The following is a 17,382-nucleotide window of genomic DNA, read 5'->3' as shown; positions in this document are numbered from 1 at the left end:
GTTGAACGGCAAACTCGCTTAAACTTGAAAGCTAAATTACACTAGTATATTAATACAAGGCAAGTCTAGGCTCCGATCCGGCAAGCCAGGGCGGGCGCACATGGGGAGGACGCATGGGCCAGCGCGAAAACATGAGGGAACGGGTCGATGCGCAGTTCCTGCTTGAGGGCATTCAGCAGGCCTACTGGGTCGGGCAATCCGGCTCGCTCGAACTAAGCGTACCAGCGCGCTATTGCGGCGAAGCAGATCTGCCCGGCGACGACCCACAGGCCCTCGAAACTGCGCTCAACGCCCTGATCAGGCGCCATGAAATGCTGCGCGCGGTCATCTGCGACAATGGCGAACAGCGCATTCTGGCGAGCGTACCCTTCTATCGGCCCGAATGCATCGATCTGCGCGGCCTTGGCGCCGAACAGGCCGAAGCGCGACGCGGCCAACTTCGCGCGGCGATGCAGGCGCGCGATCTGCCACCGGACCGCTGGCCGCAATTCGATATCCGCGCCACCCGCGACGACGCCGGCCTGCGCCTGCATATTTCATTCGCGCTGTGGATGATGGACGGGTGGAGCTTTCACATCCTGCTGCAGGAACTGACCGCGCTGATCCGTGAACCCGAGACGGACCTGCCGGAGATCGCGCTGCGCTTTCCCGCCTATGTCGAAGATCAGCGCGAACGGCGCGCCGGCGCGCGCCGGGAACGCGCATGGTCCTACTGGCATCAGCGCCTTCAAACCTTCCCCGGCCCGCCCGCTTTGCCACTGAGCCCTCGGCTTCAGCCGGGTGCACGGCCGACATTCCGCCATATCGCCCACACCCTTCCGAAGGCTCAGTGGCAAAAGCTGATGCGCATCTGCGCGGCCCGCCGGCTCACGCCAAGCCTGCTCGCCTGCGCGGCTTATTCCGAAGTGCTTGCGCGCGCCTCGGGAAGCGAGGATTTCGCGATCACCCTGCTGCATTCCGGCCGGTTCCAGTGTCTTCCCGATGCCGAGCGCACGATCGGCAATTTCGGCACGACGATCCTGCTTGAAGTGGATCGGTCCGCCGACGCGGGCTTCGCCGGCCGGGCGCGGGCGCTCCAGTCGCAATTCCTGCGCGATGTCGAACATATGGAAGTTAGCGGCATTGACATAACCCGGGCGCTGCAGCAACGATCCGGCGCAGGGGCAACCATCGGCGTTCCCGTCACGTTCACGGCTGTCAGCGCCCCCCGCCCTTCCGCAACCGAACCGGCACCCGCCGCAATCCGCCACCAGGTGTCGCACCTGCAGGTGCCGCAGGTCCATCTGGACCATCAGCTCCATTTCGGTCCCGACGGTTCGGCGATCTTCAATTGGGACTATGCGGCGGAAATCTTCCCCACCGGCTTTGTCGAAAAACTGAGCGAAGCCCATCTCGCACTGATGACGGCTCTTGCTGAAGATGAGGCGCTCTGGGACCAGGACGATCCCCTGGCCAGGACCCGCCCCGACCCCGCGCCGGCGGCACCACCCGCCCTGGAGCCACAACGTCTGGAAGCGATGTTCGAGCATCAGGCCGTTTCCCATCCCGAGAAGACCGCAATCATCTCGCCGACAGGCAGCATCAGCTACGCGAGGTTACGCGGCCGCGCGCTGGCGGTCGCCCGTGCACTGAGTGACAGTCGAACCGCGCCGGGGACGCTCGTTGCCGTGGTGCTCGACAAGGGGTGGGAACAGGTCGCGGCCGTGCTGGGCATTCTTTATGCCGGCGCCGCCTATGTGCCGGTCGATCCCGACCTGCCCGATGAAAGGCGCGCGCTTCTCATGAAGAGTAGCGGCGCCCGGATCGCCCTCACCCGCAAGGAACTGGAGGCCCGCCTGCTTTGGCCGGAGGCCCTTCAGACGATCCCGGTCGACGGGCTCGATGAGCCTGCCGAAGCAGCCCCGGTCCAAACAACGACGGCCTTCAAGGCGACGGACCTCGCCTATGTCATCTTCACATCCGGCTCCACCGGCATACCGAAGGGCGTCATGATCGACCATCGCGGCGCCTGGAACACGATCATCGATCTCAACGACCGCTTCGCGCTGAAGGCAAGCGACCGGGTGCTGGCCCTCTCCTCGCTCAGCTTCGATCTTTCCGTTTACGACATCTTCGGCACGCTTGCGGCCGGGGCGACGATCGTCATGCCCGATCGGGACGGCACCCGCGACCCGGCGCACTGGCAAAAGCTCGTGCGCGACCACGCCGTGACGATCTGGAATTCCGTTCCCGCCCTGATGCAGCTGGCCGGCGAGGACGCCCGCGAACCAGCCCTTTCCTCGTTGCGGCTCGTCATGCTGAGCGGCGACTGGATTCCGCTTTCGCTGCCGCCGCAGATCCGGATCGCCGCGCCCGCCGCGGACATCTGCAGCCTTGGCGGCGCGACGGAAGCATCGATCTGGTCTGTGCTCTACCCGATCACAAACATGGACCCGGAATGGCGGTCGATCCCTTATGGACATGCCATGGACTACCAGTCGATTCATGTGCTGGACAAGGAGCTGCGGCTCTGCCCACCCTGGGTTTCCGGCGATCTCTACATAGGCGGCATCGGCGTGGCGCTCGGCTACTGGCAGGATCCGGAAAAAACCGCAGCGAATTTTATTATCCATCCAAGAACCGGGGAACGCCTCTACCGCACCGGCGACATGGGCCGCTATCTCGCCGATGGCGAAATCGAGTTTCTCGGCAGGACCGATTTCCAGGTCAAGATCCAGGGCTATCGCGTGGAATGCGCAGAGGTCGAGGCCGCCCTGCTTGCCATGCCGGAGGTTGCAGGCGCGATCGTCTCGGCTGCCAGCGACAGTACCGGAACCCGCCACCTCGTGGCCTATATCGTGGCCCGCAGCGCAACGCCCGACATCAAAGCCCTGAGGGAAAGACTGCGCGCGACCTTGCCGGCCTATATGGTCCCCGCATTTTTTATGATCCTCGACAGGCTGCCGCTGAGCGACAACGGCAAGGTCATTCGAACCGCCCTGCCCGCGCCCGATTTCGCCGCGACCATCCGCAACACGCGCCCATACGCGGCCCCGCACGCGGGGCTCGAGACCGAAATTGCCGCCCTGTGGCAGGACCTGCTGGCGATTGCCGGACCGATCGGCAGGGACGACAATTTCTTCGCGCTCGGCGGCTCCTCGTTTGCAGGAATGCGCCTGATGGCGCGGCTGGAAAAGCGGTGCGGCACGCCCGTTTCTTTCGCGATGCTGATGAGCCACCCGACCATCGCGGCCCTCGCCGGCGCGATCGCCACCGGCGACGGCGGCGCGGCGGACGACGCGTTGATCGTTCCGATCCGCAGTGGAAACGATGCTATCCCGCCGCTGTTCTGCATCCACCCGATCGGCGGCAATGTGATGTGCTATGCCCTGCTCGCGCAATTTCTGCCGGGCGAGCGCGCGATCTACGGCGTGCGCGCGCCGGGTCTCACATCCAGGGAAGAAACGCCGCTCTCCTCGATCGCTGCCATGGCCGAACGCTATCTCGATGAGATCAGAGCGATCCGGCCCGATGGTCGCTTTCATCTGGCCGGCTGGTCGCTCGGCGGACTGGTCGCGCAGGAGATGGCGCGTCGCCTCGACGGGTCGCCCGGTCTTTTGGCCATGATCGACAGCGTCGTCCCGGACACCGCGCCAGTCTGCGATCGGAAGCGCTTTCTCCATTTCGCCGCCGATATCGAGGCGATCGCCGGTCTGAGCCCGCACCGATGGAACGAAAGCGAGATCGCCTTTCCGCTCGGCGACCGTATCGCTGTTCTATCGGACCGGCTGGAGGAGGCCGGAGTCGCCTCCGAGGCAGCCCGGCTCGAGACCGTCTACCGCGTCTTCGAGGCCGGGAGCACAGCCCTGGAGCGCCACCGCCCGTCGCATTCCAGCGCTCCCGCCCTGCTGTTTGCCGCTCGCCTTCAGGAGGGCTTCGACCGCGTCTGTCGGGAATGGCGCGAACTGATGCCGCAAATGGAAATCGTCGGCCTCGACGGCGATCACTATTCGATCATGCGCCAACCCTGCATCGAAGCGATCGCGCGCCGCATTGCACAGGTTATGGAGCAAAAGGATAAGGCGGATGCCATGGAGGCGGCCGGCAACCGGCGCGACCGCTCGCCCGGTCCTATCGCCGGCGCGACGTCGACCGCGAGTGACCGCTGATGCGCGCAGGACGGCCGATTCTCCTTGCCGGAGCGCGCTTCGAGGGCGCTCCCTCAAGGCAATGCGGCCTCGAACACGCGCAGCGTCAGCGCCGCATCCTGCACCGCAGCGGCCACGGCCACCATGTGTCCGGCGCCGGGAGCAATCATCCGAAAGCTCCAGCGTGCCGCAGCATCGTCAACGACCCCGGCAAAGGCGACCGAAGGCAGCATCCCGGAAAGATCGAACCTTATGTCATTCATCGGCAGCGACAGGCCGATACCGCGGGCCTTCAGATAGGCTTCCTTGAGGGTCCAGAACCGATAGAACCGCTCTTGTCGCTCGGCCCCCGTCAGGGCCGACAGCTGCGCCAGTTCCGCAGGTGCGAGCACGGTTTCGCCGAGCTCCTCGATCGCCGCATGGCGGTCGCAACGTTCAACGTCGACGCCGATTTCGCCAAATCCCGCAATGGCGCAGACCGCCATGCCCTCGGTATGCGAAAGATTGAAATAGAGCCCGCTTGGCCCGCAGCGCTCATCGACAAAGGGCCGCCCATAGCGGTTCGCGCGAAAGCGCCACTCGTGCGGAGACATGCCGCCGTAGCGGGAAAGGCAGGTGCGCACCAGCGTCCGGCCGGCGAGAAACTGCTGGCGCGCCGGCTCGGATATAAAGGCGGCGTGACGGACACGTTCCGCAGGGTCGAGAAGGCTGAGCGCCGCCACTTGCCTCTCAGGGCCGAATTGGCCGAGGTCCATCCACCAGACATCGACGGTATCCGCTGCAGGCCCCGTGCCGGAAGCCGCTGGCAGCAGGCGGCCCGCTTCCTTCTCTACGGGGTCGGACATAACAATTCCATCCAAGAAAGAGCCAATCCATGCTCGTATTCATGTTTCCAGGACAAGGATCACAATTTCCCGGAATGGGCAAGGAACTGTTCGACACAAGCCGGATGTTCGGTCCGCTCGAAAGCCGGATAGACCGGATCGCCGGTTTCAGCGTCCGGGAAACCTGCCTCAATGGCGATGAGGAAACCCTGCGACGGACCGACATCACCCAGCCGTGCCTCTATATCGTCAACGCTCTCACCTGCGAGCAGCTTCTGGCAACGGGAAAGCGGCCGAGCCGGTTCATCGGCCACAGTCTCGGCGAATACAATGCGTTGCAGGCCGCCGGCGCCTTCGACCTCCTCACCGGGCTCTCCATGGTGACGCATCGCGGCCAGTTGATGGCGCGCCAGCGCGAGGGCGGCATGGCCGCCGTGATCGGCCTCGATGAAGCGACGGTTACGCAATGCCTCGCGGCCATCGCGGACGTGGACATCGCGAATGTCAACGCGCCCGACCAGTTGGTGATCTCCGGTTCGCTCCAGGCCATCGACGCTGCGGAAGCGGAAATGATGAAGGCGGGCGCGCGCGCCTTCATTCCCCTGACCGTGGGAGCGGCCTTTCACTCTCGCTTCATGAGGCCTGCGGCGGCCGGTTTCCAGGAGCATCTCAAAACCATCGCGTTCCGGCAAGCACGTCTGCCGGTGGTGGCGAACGTGACCGCCCGAGCCTATCCCGCCACGAGCGATCCGGGACCTTCGGTCCGCAGCCTGCTGGTGGATCAGTTGTCGTCCAGAGTGCTGTGGGCGCCGGGCATCGCCCGCCTGAAGGCGGAGGGTGCCAAGGAATTCATCGAGGCTGGACCCGGCGATGTCCTGACGCGACTGGTCGCCAGAATTCCACCGGGCAGCGATTGAGGACGCAGCCGGGGTTCAGCGACATTGAGCCACTCCCCGATTGCGGGGCAGGATCTGGCGTAGATCAAGCTACCCTCTGCGCCTGGCGATCGGTTTAAGTTTCGGCTTCTTCGGATTAGTTCCGAACTGGCGCGGCATGAATAGCCCCACGAATTGCAGACGCCTTCGTGCCTAAGAACGAGATAAGAAAGTATCGATTGTTAGAGTCGCACCCTCGATGATCCTCAAGAGGTTTTCGGCTTCTTCGAAATCAAGCAACCTGGCCAAAGCATTACGAGAAATCGGCCGCATTGAGCGAACGCTGCTCATGATTGAATGGTATTCGAGCCCTTCGTTGCGTAGACGCTGCCAAGCTGGCCTGAACAAAGGGGAGGCTGCTCACAAACTGAAGCGCGCAGTCTTTTTCCATGAACGCGGTGAAATCCGCGATCGTTCCTCCGAGCATCCGGTCTCAATCTTGTTGTCAGCGCCATTGTTCAGTGGAACACAGTTTATCTCAGCTGCGCGGTTGCTCATCTGCGTCAAAGGGGGCGCTACATTCCCGATGAACTGTTGAGGCACGTCTCGCCACTCAGTTGGGAGCACATAAATCTCACCGGTATATACTCCTGGGACTCTGAACAGCACATGCCAGGAGAGTTCAGACCCTTGCGACTTCCGAACGGTCGCGCGCTTGCTGCATAAAATTCACATTTCGTTCGCACTTAGCGCAGGATTTTGAACTCCTCTTGTTCCGACCCCTTTCGGGTGGATTACCAACAGGAAGGGATGGGCGGTGGCAACAGGGATGTCGCGATCGGCGCAGGAGGAAAGCCTATGAACGCAAAGGAACCCCGTTATACGCAGGGCATTGGCCGGGATGACGAGGGCACTGATTTTGGTCGCTACAGGATCTTTCCGCGCATGCTGACGCGCAACGGGACCAGGATCGAGATCGGTGCGCGAGCGATCGATATTTCGTGGCTCCTCGTGAAGGCGAGCGTCGAGCTTGTCCCGAAAGACTATATCCTGAAAACAGTCTGGTCCGGCGTCGTCGTCGAAGAGAACAACCTGCAAACGCAGATGTCCACCATAAGGCGTGCGCTCGGTCCCGAGCGGGATATGGATCAGGACCGCGTTCCCTCTCGCGACATCGCCTTCGGATCAGCGTTCGGGCTTCACCGCTGGCAAACAGATTCTACTCCAGTTCATGCTTCAAGAGTCTTCGTATGAGCGTTAGAGACAAATATCCGCTTTTAATATCTCCCGAGATTGATTAGATTAGGAATATAGAACGTTTGCTCCGGTTGCCGGAACGGGCGGCTTATCTGATTGGGTGCATGAAATAGAGGTCTCGTTGGAAACGCATAGCGACGTTGACGGAGAAAAGCAAAAAACCTCGCGCGGCGTTGCCGCCGTAGACCGTGCTCTGAAGATTGTGGCGGCGCTGGAAGCAAGTACGATGCCGCGAAACCTGTCCGAGATTTCGCGCGCGACTGGGCTTTACAAAAGCACCATCCTTCGCCTTCTCGAATCCCTCCAGGACGCCGGCTATGTCGTGCGGGTGGACGATTCCAAATATGCCCTCGGCCCGACGATCATGCAGCTCGGCATCGCCTATGAGCAGACCAATCCCTTGCGCCATCAAATCCTGCCGGTGTTCGAGCGGCTTGTTGCCATGGGTACGGAAAGCCCGTCCTTTCACGTGCGCCAGACGGCTGAGGAGCGCCTTTGTCTGTTCAGGCTGAACTCCAACCACTCAACGCTCGATCGCGTCAATACCGGCGATCGCCTTCCCCTGACCCGCGGCGCGGCGGGCAAGGTGCTGCGCGCCTTCGGTGATCCCCCAGAGCCGGGCGCTGAGATGGACAAGGTGCGCGCGGAATGCTTCGCCGTATCGCTGGGCGAGCGCGACAAGCTCTGTGCCGGTGTCGCCGCGCCGGTGTTCACCGGGTCGAACCGCATGATCGGGGCGCTCTCGTTTTCAGGGCCGAAGGAGCGGTTTCAGGAGGACGACATCGCCCGCATGCGTCCGCAGATGCTGGACGCCGCCCGGGAAATCTCCGAAGCGCTCGGCGGTCATTACCCGGCATAAGAACGATTTCCTGAACGCAGGGTCCGCTCATCTTTCAGCGACCGGCTCGACACATTCAGAAGCGGGCCAGGTGGCTTGGAACCGTTCCTCGTTTCAGGGAAACAGATCGGCTCTATCTCTTTACCTTGCCACATTCGAGGAGACATAAGCTGGCTCCCGCCGACTGACGGCGGGTTTGTGCTTGCCGCCTCAGGCTGCCCAGTAAAGGCTTTTGCTCTGCTGATAGGCGCGCATGCCCTGAAGGCCCTTCTCGCGACCCAGCCCCGACAGCTTGTAGCCGCCGAATGGCGCTGCGACGGAAAGCTGCTTGTAGGTATTGATCCAGACAGTTCCGGCTTCAAGCGCCCGCGCCACGCGCCAGGCGCGCTTGTAATCGCCAGTCCAGATGCCGGCCGCCAGCCCGTAGACACTGTCATTGGCGGCAGCGATCAGGGCTGCCTCATCCTCGAAGATCATGAAGCAGAGCACCGGGCCGAAGATTTCCTCCTGCGCGATGGCCGCGCTGTTGTCGATGCCGCCGATGATCGTCGGCAGGTAGTAGGCGCCGCTTTCAAAGGCTTCGCCTTCCGGGCGGGCTCCGCCGAGGAGGATTTCGCCGCCGGCCTCGACCCCTCGCCTGACGAAACTTTCCACCCGCTCGCGGTGCGGGAACGAGGCCAGCGGCCCGAGAACGCTGTCGGGGTCGGATGGCCGTCCGACCCGCATCGTCGCGGCTTCGGCGATCAGAATCTGTTTGAACTCATCGGCCACGCTGCTTTCCACGAACAGCCGCGACCCCGCCACGCAGGATTGTCCGGTCCCGCCGAAAATGCCAGATGCGACAGACTTGGCGGCAGCCTTCAGATCGGAATCGGCAAAGACGATATGCGGCGATTTTCCGCCAAGTTCCAGGATCAGCGGCACGAGGCGGTCGGCCGCGCCGCGGGCGATGCTCTGTCCCGTGGATGTACCGCCGGTAAACGAGATGAGCCCGATGCCGGGATCCTCGACCAGCGCGACGGCGGTTTCGACCTTGCCGGCAATCACCGACAAAAGCCCGTCAGGAAGCCCTGCGGCGATCACGCACTGGCCAAGCGCCAGCGAGACGAAAGAGGTGGTCTCGGCCGCCTTCAGCACCACGGCATTGCCGGCCGCAAGCGCGGGCGCGATCTTCTGCGCGCCCATGGTCAGCGGCGAGTTCCACGGCGTCAGGGCCGCGACCACGCCGACCGGCTCCTGCACCGTCATCGTGAAATAGTCGCCCCTCGCCGGTGGCATCGTGTCTTCGCTACATTCGCAGACGGCCGCGAAATAGCGGAAGATGCCTGCCGCCATTATCGCCTGGCCCCGGCTTTCGCTGCGAGTCTTGCCGTTTTCCATCATCTGCAGTTCGGCCAGATGATCGGCCTGACGTTCGATCTCGTCCGCGGCGCGCGACAGGATCCGCGCGCGTTCATGCGGCATCCGCCCCCCCCAGCCGCTGGCGCGGAGCGCGTCTTGCGCATCTGCGACAGTCTGGCGCACCTGTGCGGGACTTGATGTCGCAACGCGCCCGATGACACTGCCATCGGCCGGGTTGATCACGTCCAGCACAGGCCCGTCTCCCATCACGGCCTTGCCGCCAATCAGCAGGGGTTCGATTTTATCGGTGATCGGCAGGCGGGCCGGGGTATCCAGCAACGGCATGAGGTTTTCCCTTTCTCAGATGCCCAGATAGGCAGAGCGGATGGCAGGACTGTCGAGCAGTTCGCGCCCGGTTCCGGTCATGGTCACCTGACCGGTTTCCAGAACAATTCCGGTTTCTGCGAGCGACAGCGCCATATTGGCGTTTTGTTCGACCAGCAGCACAGTCATGCCGAGATCGCGGTTGATTTCGGTGATGATCTTGCCGAGTTCGGCAACGATGATCGGCGCGATCCCGAGCGAGGGCTCGTCGAGCAGCAGCAGTTTCGGCTGCGCCATCAGCGCCCGGCCGATCGCCGCCATCTGCTGTTCCCCGCCCGAAAGCGAACCCGCCATCTGGCGATGACGCTCGCGAAGCCGTGGGAAATAGCCATAGACACGCTCAAGCATCTCGCGGCTCGCCTTGGAATCCGAGATCGTGTAGGCGCCCATTTGCAGGTTTTCCTCAACGCTCAGACGTGGAAACAGCCGACGCCCCTCGGGCGACATGGCAACGCCGCGCCTGAGCGCGTCACCGGGACGCGGGCCGACGGTCTCGCCGCCAACACGGATAGTTCCATCCGTTGGTGTCACAAGACCACAGATCGATTTCAGAACGGTGCTCTTGCCAGCGCCATTGGAGCCGACAAGTGCTGCGATCTGCCCGCCAGGCACATCGAAACTGACGTCGTGCAGGGCCTCGACCGGTCCGTAGCTGACATTGAGACCCTTGATGGAGAGCTCACCCGACATGTTCTTCAGCCCCCAGATATGCTTCGATGACGCGCGGATCGTTCTGCACCGCGTTCGGCGCGCCCTCCGCAATCTTCTCGCCGTGATCCAGCACGACGATGTGGTTGCAGACCCGCATGATCAGGCGCATGTGATGCTCCACGATCAGAACCGAGACCCCGAAGCGCTCGGTGAGCGTGCCGAGCATACCGCCGAAACGGTCAACCTCCTCGGGGTTGAGGCCCGCGGCCGGCTCATCCAGCAGCAGCAGCGCCGGGCGGGTCGCAAGCCCGATCGCTACGCCGAGCCGCTTTTGATGACCGTAGGCCAGCGTGCCGGCAATGCGATCGGCATGCGGGCTGAGTTCGAGCGCGTCCATGACGTCTGTTACGACCGCCTCGGCGGATTCCAGCGCACGGCGCGCCGGCGCGCCGCCAAACAGCATCGGCACGACGCCGAGCGGATAGCGAAGCAGGGCGCTTCGAAGAATGTTCTCGCGCACCGTCGCCTTCGGAAAGGTGGTGGCCGACTGGAATGTTCGCGCAAGGCCCAGTTCGACCAGCTTGTGCGGTGCCAGACCGGTGACATTCTTGCCCTCGAACAGCACCGCGCCGGAGGTCGCGGGAAACGTACCGGTGATCAGGTTGAAGCAGGTTGTCTTGCCCGCGCCATTGGGGCCGATCAGTCCGGTGATCTCGCCTTTCGCCGCCTCGAAATTAACGTCGGTGAGCGCGGCCAGGCCGCCGAAGCGCTTGGACAGGTTTTCAAGTTTCAGGATCGGAGTCATGACTGGCTCCTCCCCTTTCCCGCGAGCCTCTTGGGCAGGCCTGCAAGCCCTTCAGGCAGGAAGCGCAGCACGACGATCAGGACAACGCCATAGATGATGTGCTGGTATTCCTGGGCGCTGCGCAGAAATTCCGGCAAGGGCGTGAGGAAGATCGCGCCGACAAGCGGGCCGGCAAGCGCCAGCCGTCCGCCGGTCACCAGAATGATCACGTAGGAGACCGACAGCTGAAAGCCGAAGCTTTCGGGCGAAATGAAGCCGATATAATGCGCCATGATCGCGCCGGTGAAGCCGGCAATCGCGCTGCCGATGACGAAGGCGGTATTCTGGGTGCGCGCGGTTGGAATGCCGGAAGCCTCCGCAAGTTCGAGATTTTCCTCGACGGCGGCGAAGCGCCGTCCGAGCGGCCCGCGCCTGATGCTCCACACAAACGCCATCACCAGCGCCAGCATGGCGAGCGTGAAGACATAGACGGACTGCTGATCGCGCAGGACCAGGCCGAAAAGCGAGATCTTCGGAATGGCGGCAATGCCGCTCGAGCCGCCCGAGACGGACGGGAATTCCAGCATCACCAGGCGGAAAAGCTCGTTCAAGGCGAAGGTGATCAGGACGAAATAGACGCCGCGCAGACGCAGCAGCGGGGTTCCGATGACATAGGCGATTGCGCCCGTGACCAGCGCCGCAAGCGGCAGGCCGACCACGAAGGGCACGCCAAGCCGCATGACCATCAGCACGCAGCTATAGGCGCCGATGCCGACGAAAGCACCATGCGCAAGCGAAAGCTGCCCCACCCACGCGATGGTTCCAAGACCCGCTGCAGCCATGGCGCCGAGACAGATCATGATGGCGATGTGGAAGTGGAAAACGCTGCCCGTGAACCACGGGATCAACGCCAGCGCGATCACGGCAACAGCAAAGGCGATGCCGCGCGCATCCCATGCTGCCTGGGGTTTTGAAGTAGCAATATCCATCACGCTTCACCCCGTCCGAGAATGCCCGAGGGGCGCAGCAGCAGGACGCCGACCACAAGCGCGAATGTCACGATGTCGGCGGCGGACGCGCTGATGAATGAACTGACGAAGCTTTCGATCAGGCCCAGCAGCATGGCGGCGAGTGCAGCGCCCGGGATCGAGCCGAGGCCGCCCAGAATGACGACAATGAAGGCCTTCAGGAGCGGCGTTGCCCCGATGAAGGGCGACACGCCGAAGAGCGGCGCCATAAGCCCGCCGGCAACGGCGGCAAGCGCCACGCCGAGACCGAGGCCGAGCGGATACATCAGTTCCAGCCGCACGCCGTAAAGGGTTGCCACCTGCTGGTCCTGGACCAGCGCCCTCAGACCGCGACCGAACCTTGTGTGCATCAGCAGGAAATAGAATCCGATCAGGATCACCACGCCGACGCCAAGGGTCAGAGCGCGCGATTTCGGAACAATCAGCGCGCCCCAGCGGAACACGCCCGACACCATCGACGGAAAGGCCTGCGGGTCCGGACCAAAGAACAGAAGCGCACCGTTCTGAAGGATCATGGCAAGCCCGAGCGAGGCGATCATGCCCGACAATTCGTCGGAACGGAACGGCCGGAACACCAGCCGCTCGGTGAGCGCGCCAAGGAGAATGGCGAACCCGACCGTCAGGGCGAGGGTCACGGCATAGGGCAGACCGAGCCAGGTTACTCCGATCAACGCCATGAAGGCGCCGATCATGTAGAATTCGCCATGGGCGAAATTCACGACCCGCATCACACCGAAAACCAGTGTAAAGCCGATGGCCATCATTAGGTAAAGCGTACCCAGGATGATGCCGTTGATCAGCGATTGCGCAATAAGAAAGCTCAAGGAAGCGGCCTTTCGTCAAGAAATCCGTGCGGCGATCCCGCCGCACGGAACGCTTTTGCTATTCGCAACCGGACGTGGTGCAGGAGGCAACGATCTCTTCGTTGCCATTCTCGACGCGCGCGATATAGAAGGGCGAATCGAGCTGGTGGGCGATGCCGTAGCTGTCCTCGCCGGTCCAGTTCATCGTGCCGAGCACGCCCTCATAGTCGGAGATGTTCTCGAGCGCGGTTTTGACGGCCTCGGTGTCTTCGACGGTGCCTGCATCCTGCATCGCCTTGAACAGCATTTTCGTGCCGTCATAGAAGAATGGCGAGAAGCCGTTCATTTGATCGCCATAGGTATCGACGTAGCGCTGCTGATAGGCGGTGGCGGTCTCGATTGCCGGATTGAAGGCCGAGTGCACGAACATGCCGTTGGTGGCAGCCACGCCGGCAACATTCACGATCTCCTGCGTCGCGGGACCGCCGGTGCGGATGATCACGCCGTCAAAGCCGATATCGCGGGCCTGCTGCACGATCTGGCCGGCGGTCACCGGCGAGTTGCCATCCAGTTCGATCGCATCCACGCCCTGGGCGACGATGCGGGTCAGAAGCGGAATGAAGTCCACGCGGTCGCGCTCGAAGAATTCCTTGGCCGTCAGTTCGGCGCCCGCCTTCTTATAGGCTTCGGCGATATCCTCGGCGATCGCCTCGCCGGTCTCATCGTTCGGGAACAGTGCGCCAACGGTCTTGATGTTCTGGTTTTCGACCAGCCAGTCGATCTGCGGCTGTGCGACTTCGGCCGTCGTCGGGTTCGGCCGGAATGTATAGGGCTTTTCGGGCGACAGGGCCTGGGCCGTGAAGCCAAGCGTCATGGTGATGACCTTGTTTTCCTCGGTGATCGGCTGGATCGCCAGGATCGGCGCGGAACCGACCGTGCCGATGATGTATTTCACCTTGTCTTCGAACACGAGACGGTTTGCGGCGGTGACGGCTTCGTTCGCCTTGTAGGCGTCGTCATAGGCGATCACCTCGACATGATATCTTGTGCCGCCGACATCGAGCCCGCCATCCTTGTTGACGTCCTCGGCAGCCAGTTCGGCCGCGCGCAGCATGCCGTTGCCCCAGCTTGCGCCCGCGCCCGACTGAGTCACCAGCGCGCCGATCTTCAGCGTCTGCTCCTCAGCCATCGCCGGTGATGCGACCATGGCAAGCACCGATACGGTGGCCAGAATTCCTGTCAGTCTCATGATTGAACCTCCCTGTTAATCATCCCGTGGTCATTACCGGCTTGCCGGCATTGCAATCTCATCCAGAACAGGCCGCAGATAGGCGGCGAACTGCTCGTAATTCTCGCTCATCGGAAAATGCCCCAGCCGCTCCATCACCACGGCCTTGCAGCCGGGAATGGCGTCGGCGGTGGCAAGTGTATCCTCGGGACGGCAGGAATAGTCGTACTCGCCCGACAGCAGCCATAGCGGGCATTTTTCGGTATCGATCTTCGCGATCGTGTCGCGCAGATCGCCATCGACCCGGTAGAACCACAGGTCGCCCTTGAAGACGCCCGGCCCACCCTGCATGTAGTGCCACAAGGTCTCATGCCGGGCGGCTTCCGGCCCGCCGGCCGCGATCAGCCCCGAAATCAGCGCGGCGCAGACTTCGCCGCCATGCACATCGGCGCGGTGGAGCCAGTCGGTGTCATACCAGGGGTCCTGCCAAGCCGCGCCCTGCGCGCCGATCAGACCACGAAACCGCTCCGGACACTCGGCCGCAAGCTGCAGCACGATCCGCCCGCCGATCGAGCAACCGAGCACGACCGGTTGGTCGAGTTCGAGCGCTTCGGAAACGGCGAGGATGAGTTCGACATAGGCACGGGTGGAAAGCTGGTATTCCTCATTCTGGAAGCCTTCGGGCGGGCTTGATTTGCCATGCCAAGGCATGTCGAAGGCGATGACGCGGAACCTGTCGGTCACTTTCCTGTCGAGCAGCATGTCGCGGTACTGGCGTCCATCGGCGCCTGCCGTATGCAGGCAGAGCAACGGAATGCCCTCCCCCGCCTCTTCGATATAGACGCGGTGCGAGCGCCCGCCGATTTCGAGCCGGAGATAACGCCCGGTGATGGGATCGAAAGCGGCCGTCACGAGACGCTCCTCGGCAGCGCCAGAATGTCTTTCACCACCTGCAGATGCCGCATCAGCGGCAGGAAATTTCCCTCGATGACCAGACGTCCGTGACGCCGCATGCCGAATATATCGGCGGCATCGGGACCGGGCACTTTCTGCCAGTGATCCCAAAAGACAGCCGCCGCGCCCTTGAACCCGATATCCCAGCCAGCCATTGGGCCGTCAGCCGACGCCACGAGCAGCGTTCCGCGATCCAGGATCAGACGGCGCGCCTGATCGCCCGCCTGCAGCAGGATTGTGATCTCGGCCCGCGCCGCGCGCCGAACCAGATCTGGTTCGGCTGCAAACAGCGCCGGAAGCCTCTCGATGATGTCAGCGATATTGCCCATGCCTCCTCCAAATTCCACTGGACAGACCGATAAGTCCATTAGAGAGACCGATTGTCAAGACATTTTTGTTGCGCTGGACAGAACTTTCGGTCTATTTTATTGAGAAAGAGGAGATAACAATGGACCCTGCCTATTCGCCGCAACTGACCTTCAATGACGTCCGCCATATCGGCAGCGGGCTCAACCGTCCGGAATCGGTTCACATGCTTGATGATGGACGCCTTGCTGTTTCGCATCGCGGCAGGGGCGTCAGCTTCATCAACCCGGATGGACAGGTCGCCACGCGCGGTCCCGAGCCTGCGCTGGCTGGCGGCGAGGAGCTGATTCCCAACGGCATTGCTCCCCAGTCAGATGGCAGTTTCCTGATCGCCAATATCGGCGAGGGCGGCGGCATCTGGAAGCTGTCCGATAATGGCGAATTGACCCCATATCTGACGGAGGTCGATGGTGTTTTTCTCGCGGCCGCAAATTTTGTGATGACGGACGAAAAGGGCCGATGCTTCATCACCGTCAGTACGGTCAGCCGCCCGCGCTTCGCCGCCTATACCGACAAGGTGCGCGACGGACTCGTCATCATCAAAGACGAACACGGCGCCCGAATTCTCGCCGACGATATCTGTTTTTCCAATGAATGCCGGCTGACGCCCGACGGCAGCGGCCTGATGGTGTCGGAAACCTTCTCCCGGACGATTACGCAATTCGATCTCGGGCCTGACGGGCTGAGCAACCGCAGAACCTTCGCCACGTTCGGACGCGGCGATTTTCCCGATGGCATCCGCTTCGATTCGGCAGGCAATCTCTGGGTCACATGCATCGTCAGCAACCGCCTTTGGAAGATCGCGCCGGATGGGCAGAAGACGCTTGTTCTCGAAGACTGCGATGCGGATTGGGTCGATACCGTCGAGACCGCGCTTTCGGAAGGCCGGATGGGCCGCGAACACTTCTACGAGGCCGGCAACAGCCGTCTCGGCAATATTGCCAGCATCGATTTTTCCGCCGATGGCGACACCGCCTATCTCGGTTCGCTTTGCGGAACATCGATCATTTCAATACCGACAAGACAAGGATCCCGATAATGACTGCGCCCCTGATCGGCTTCGCCGGGCTCGGCGTGATGGGTGAACCCATCTGCCGCAACATGCTTCAAAAATCCGGCGCGGAGGTCCAAGTCTTCGACCTCTCCGCCGAGCCTGTTGAAAGGCTTGTCGCACTTGGCGCCAAAAAGTCGGAAAGCGTGGCGGCACTGGCCCGCGAAGTGGATATCCTGTTTCTCTCTCTTCCCGGCGGCCCGCAGGTCGAATCGGTCATTCTGGGCAAGGACGGTGTTCTGGCAAACGGCCGAAAGGGTCTGACGGTCGTTGACATGTCGACCGCGCCGGTGAGCCTGACACGAACGATCGACAGCAAGCTTGCCGAGCGCGGGATTGATTTCGCCGATGCGCCGGTCGCCCGCACGCGCCAGGCGGCGGTAGACGGAACGCTTTCGATCATGGTCGGCGGCAGCGACGCTGTGTTCGAGAGAATACGCCCGCTTCTCGCCCACGCCGCCACCGACATCACCCATTGCGGCCCCGTGGGCTGCGGGCAGGTGGTGAAGATCCTCAACAACATGGTACTGTTCGAAACCGTCGTCGCCCTTTCCGAAGCGCTCTCCCTCGGAAAGGCCGCCGGTGTCGATCCGGACCTTCTGTTCGACACCATGTCAAAAGGCTCCGCGGACAGTTTTGCTCTGCGCAATCACGGCATGAAGGCGATGCTGAAGGACGCCTTTCCCAAGGGCGCATTCCCGACCGACTATGCTTTGAAGGACGTCAGCTACGCACTCGATCTCGCCGCGTTAACCGGCTTTCGGGCCCATGGCGCGGAACTGGCGCAGACGCGGATGGAAAAGGCCCGCGACGCCGGTTTCGCGCAGGAATATTTCCCCGTCCTTTCGCGCCTGACGGACAAGGTCTGAGA

15 protein-coding genes and 1 pseudogene are annotated in these 17,382 nt (G+C 62.6%); 7 read left to right on the top strand and 9 right to left on the bottom strand.

Features of this window, described 5'->3' with window-relative positions; translation table 11 throughout:
- The first annotated feature begins 113 nt into the window (after positions 1–113).
- Positions 114–4,148, top strand: coding sequence for a non-ribosomal peptide synthetase (locus HPQ62_RS12160; RefSeq protein WP_174802833.1), 4,035 nt, complete (start codon positions 114–116; stop codon positions 4,146–4,148).
- A 53-nt stretch (positions 4,149–4,201) separates the two neighbouring features.
- Here the strand turns inward: HPQ62_RS12160 and HPQ62_RS12155 are convergent, their stop codons facing one another.
- Positions 4,202–4,972 (bottom strand): 4'-phosphopantetheinyl transferase family protein, encoded by a 771-nt coding sequence (locus tag HPQ62_RS12155; RefSeq protein WP_174802832.1) that lies wholly within the window; start codon positions 4,970–4,972, stop codon positions 4,202–4,204.
- A gap of 29 nt (positions 4,973–5,001) precedes the next feature.
- Between HPQ62_RS12155 and fabD the strand changes: the two genes are divergently transcribed.
- The 4 genes and pseudogenes from fabD to HPQ62_RS12135 all read left to right on the top strand — a co-directional run bounded on the left by fabD (position 5,002) and on the right by HPQ62_RS12135 (position 7,942).
- Positions 5,002–5,868: an ACP S-malonyltransferase gene (gene fabD, locus HPQ62_RS12150; RefSeq protein ID WP_174802831.1), complete on the top strand. Its 867-nt coding sequence runs from the start codon at positions 5,002–5,004 to the stop codon at positions 5,866–5,868.
- Positions 5,869–6,073: 205 nt separating this feature from the next.
- Positions 6,074–6,552: pseudogene (locus HPQ62_RS12145) on the top strand (Tn3 family transposase); the annotation flags it as partial.
- Between the two features lie 132 nt (positions 6,553–6,684).
- Positions 6,685–7,080 carry a winged helix-turn-helix domain-containing protein gene (locus HPQ62_RS12140; protein ID WP_174802830.1) on the top strand — a complete coding sequence of 132 codons (396 nt, stop codon included), beginning with the start codon at positions 6,685–6,687 and terminating at the stop codon, positions 7,078–7,080.
- 103 nt (positions 7,081–7,183) lie between these two features.
- Positions 7,184–7,942, top strand: a complete 759-nt coding sequence (locus HPQ62_RS12135) for an IclR family transcriptional regulator (protein ID WP_342343707.1) — start codon at positions 7,184–7,186, stop codon at positions 7,940–7,942.
- Positions 7,943–8,131: 189 nt separating this feature from the next.
- On the opposite strand, the gene HPQ62_RS12130 is transcribed toward HPQ62_RS12135, so the two are convergent.
- The 8 genes from HPQ62_RS12130 to HPQ62_RS12095 are packed head-to-tail and all read right to left on the bottom strand — an operon-like array spanning position 8,132 to position 15,423.
- On the bottom strand, positions 8,132–9,607 hold the full coding sequence (locus tag HPQ62_RS12130) for an aldehyde dehydrogenase family protein (RefSeq protein WP_174802828.1): 1,476 nt from the start codon (positions 9,605–9,607) through the stop codon (positions 8,132–8,134).
- A gap of 15 nt (positions 9,608–9,622) precedes the next feature.
- On the bottom strand, positions 9,623–10,336 hold the full coding sequence (locus tag HPQ62_RS12125) for an ABC transporter ATP-binding protein (protein WP_174802827.1): 714 nt from the start codon (positions 10,334–10,336) through the stop codon (positions 9,623–9,625).
- On the bottom strand, positions 10,326–11,102 hold the full coding sequence (locus tag HPQ62_RS12120; RefSeq protein ID WP_174802826.1) for an ABC transporter ATP-binding protein: 777 nt from the start codon (positions 11,100–11,102) through the stop codon (positions 10,326–10,328). Before HPQ62_RS12120 ends, HPQ62_RS12125 begins: the two co-directional genes overlap by 11 nt.
- Positions 11,099–12,070, bottom strand: a complete 972-nt coding sequence (locus tag HPQ62_RS12115) for a branched-chain amino acid ABC transporter permease (RefSeq protein ID WP_174802825.1) — start codon at positions 12,068–12,070, stop codon at positions 11,099–11,101. The genes HPQ62_RS12120 and HPQ62_RS12115 overlap by 4 nt, the downstream gene beginning before the upstream one ends.
- Positions 12,070–12,933 (bottom strand): branched-chain amino acid ABC transporter permease, encoded by an 864-nt coding sequence (locus HPQ62_RS12110; RefSeq protein WP_174802824.1) that lies wholly within the window; start codon positions 12,931–12,933, stop codon positions 12,070–12,072. Before HPQ62_RS12110 ends, HPQ62_RS12115 begins: the two co-directional genes overlap by 1 nt.
- A 58-nt stretch (positions 12,934–12,991) precedes the next feature.
- Complete coding sequence (locus tag HPQ62_RS12105; RefSeq protein WP_174802823.1) at positions 12,992–14,161, bottom strand: ABC transporter substrate-binding protein; 1,170 nt, start codon at positions 14,159–14,161, stop codon at positions 12,992–12,994.
- 33 nt (positions 14,162–14,194) lie between these two features.
- Entirely contained in the window at positions 14,195–15,052 is an 858-nt protein-coding gene (locus HPQ62_RS12100) for an alpha/beta fold hydrolase (RefSeq protein WP_174802822.1), read from the bottom strand.
- The gene (locus HPQ62_RS12095; RefSeq protein WP_174802821.1) at positions 15,049–15,423 is read right to left on the bottom strand and encodes a hypothetical protein; all 375 of its coding nucleotides are present in this window, start codon (positions 15,421–15,423) and stop codon (positions 15,049–15,051) included. Before HPQ62_RS12095 ends, HPQ62_RS12100 begins: the two co-directional genes overlap by 4 nt.
- Before the next feature lie 119 nt (positions 15,424–15,542).
- On the opposite strand from HPQ62_RS12095, the gene HPQ62_RS12090 reads away from it, so the two are divergent.
- Together HPQ62_RS12090 and HPQ62_RS12085 are read left to right on the top strand one after the other, a co-directional pair.
- Positions 15,543–16,499: an SMP-30/gluconolactonase/LRE family protein gene (locus HPQ62_RS12090; RefSeq protein ID WP_174802820.1), complete on the top strand. Its 957-nt coding sequence runs from the start codon at positions 15,543–15,545 to the stop codon at positions 16,497–16,499.
- Entirely contained in the window at positions 16,499–17,380 is an 882-nt protein-coding gene (locus HPQ62_RS12085; RefSeq protein ID WP_174802819.1) for an NAD(P)-dependent oxidoreductase, read from the top strand. Before HPQ62_RS12090 ends, HPQ62_RS12085 begins: the two co-directional genes overlap by 1 nt.
- Positions 17,381–17,382: the final 2 nt, after the last annotated feature.

The sequence above is a fragment of the Martelella limonii genome (assembly GCF_013344475.1).
Lineage (GTDB): Bacteria > Pseudomonadota > Alphaproteobacteria > Rhizobiales > Rhizobiaceae > Martelella > Martelella limonii.
Note: the sequence above shows the minus strand (reverse complement) of the source record. Positions and strands in the feature narration are given on the sequence as shown.

Coding starts and splice junctions, on each gene's coding strand:
- HPQ62_RS12160 (WP_174802833.1), top strand. CDS start 114: ATGGGCCAGCGCGAAAACATGAGGGAACGGGTCGATGCGCAGTTCCTG.
- HPQ62_RS12155 (WP_174802832.1), bottom strand. CDS start 4,972: ATGTCCGACCCCGTAGAGAAGGAAGCGGGCCGCCTGCTGCCAGCGGCT.
- fabD (WP_174802831.1), top strand. CDS start 5,002: ATGCTCGTATTCATGTTTCCAGGACAAGGATCACAATTTCCCGGAATG.
- HPQ62_RS12140 (WP_174802830.1), top strand. CDS start 6,685: ATGAACGCAAAGGAACCCCGTTATACGCAGGGCATTGGCCGGGATGAC.
- HPQ62_RS12130 (WP_174802828.1), bottom strand. CDS start 9,607: ATGCCGTTGCTGGATACCCCGGCCCGCCTGCCGATCACCGATAAAATC.
- HPQ62_RS12125 (WP_174802827.1), bottom strand. CDS start 10,336: ATGTCGGGTGAGCTCTCCATCAAGGGTCTCAATGTCAGCTACGGACCG.
- HPQ62_RS12120 (WP_174802826.1), bottom strand. CDS start 11,102: ATGACTCCGATCCTGAAACTTGAAAACCTGTCCAAGCGCTTCGGCGGC.
- HPQ62_RS12115 (WP_174802825.1), bottom strand. CDS start 12,070: ATGGATATTGCTACTTCAAAACCCCAGGCAGCATGGGATGCGCGCGGC.
- HPQ62_RS12105 (WP_174802823.1), bottom strand. CDS start 14,161: ATGAGACTGACAGGAATTCTGGCCACCGTATCGGTGCTTGCCATGGTC.
- HPQ62_RS12095 (WP_174802821.1), bottom strand. CDS start 15,423: ATGGGCAATATCGCTGACATCATCGAGAGGCTTCCGGCGCTGTTTGCA.
- HPQ62_RS12090 (WP_174802820.1), top strand. CDS start 15,543: ATGGACCCTGCCTATTCGCCGCAACTGACCTTCAATGACGTCCGCCAT.
- HPQ62_RS12085 (WP_174802819.1), top strand. CDS start 16,499: ATGACTGCGCCCCTGATCGGCTTCGCCGGGCTCGGCGTGATGGGTGAA.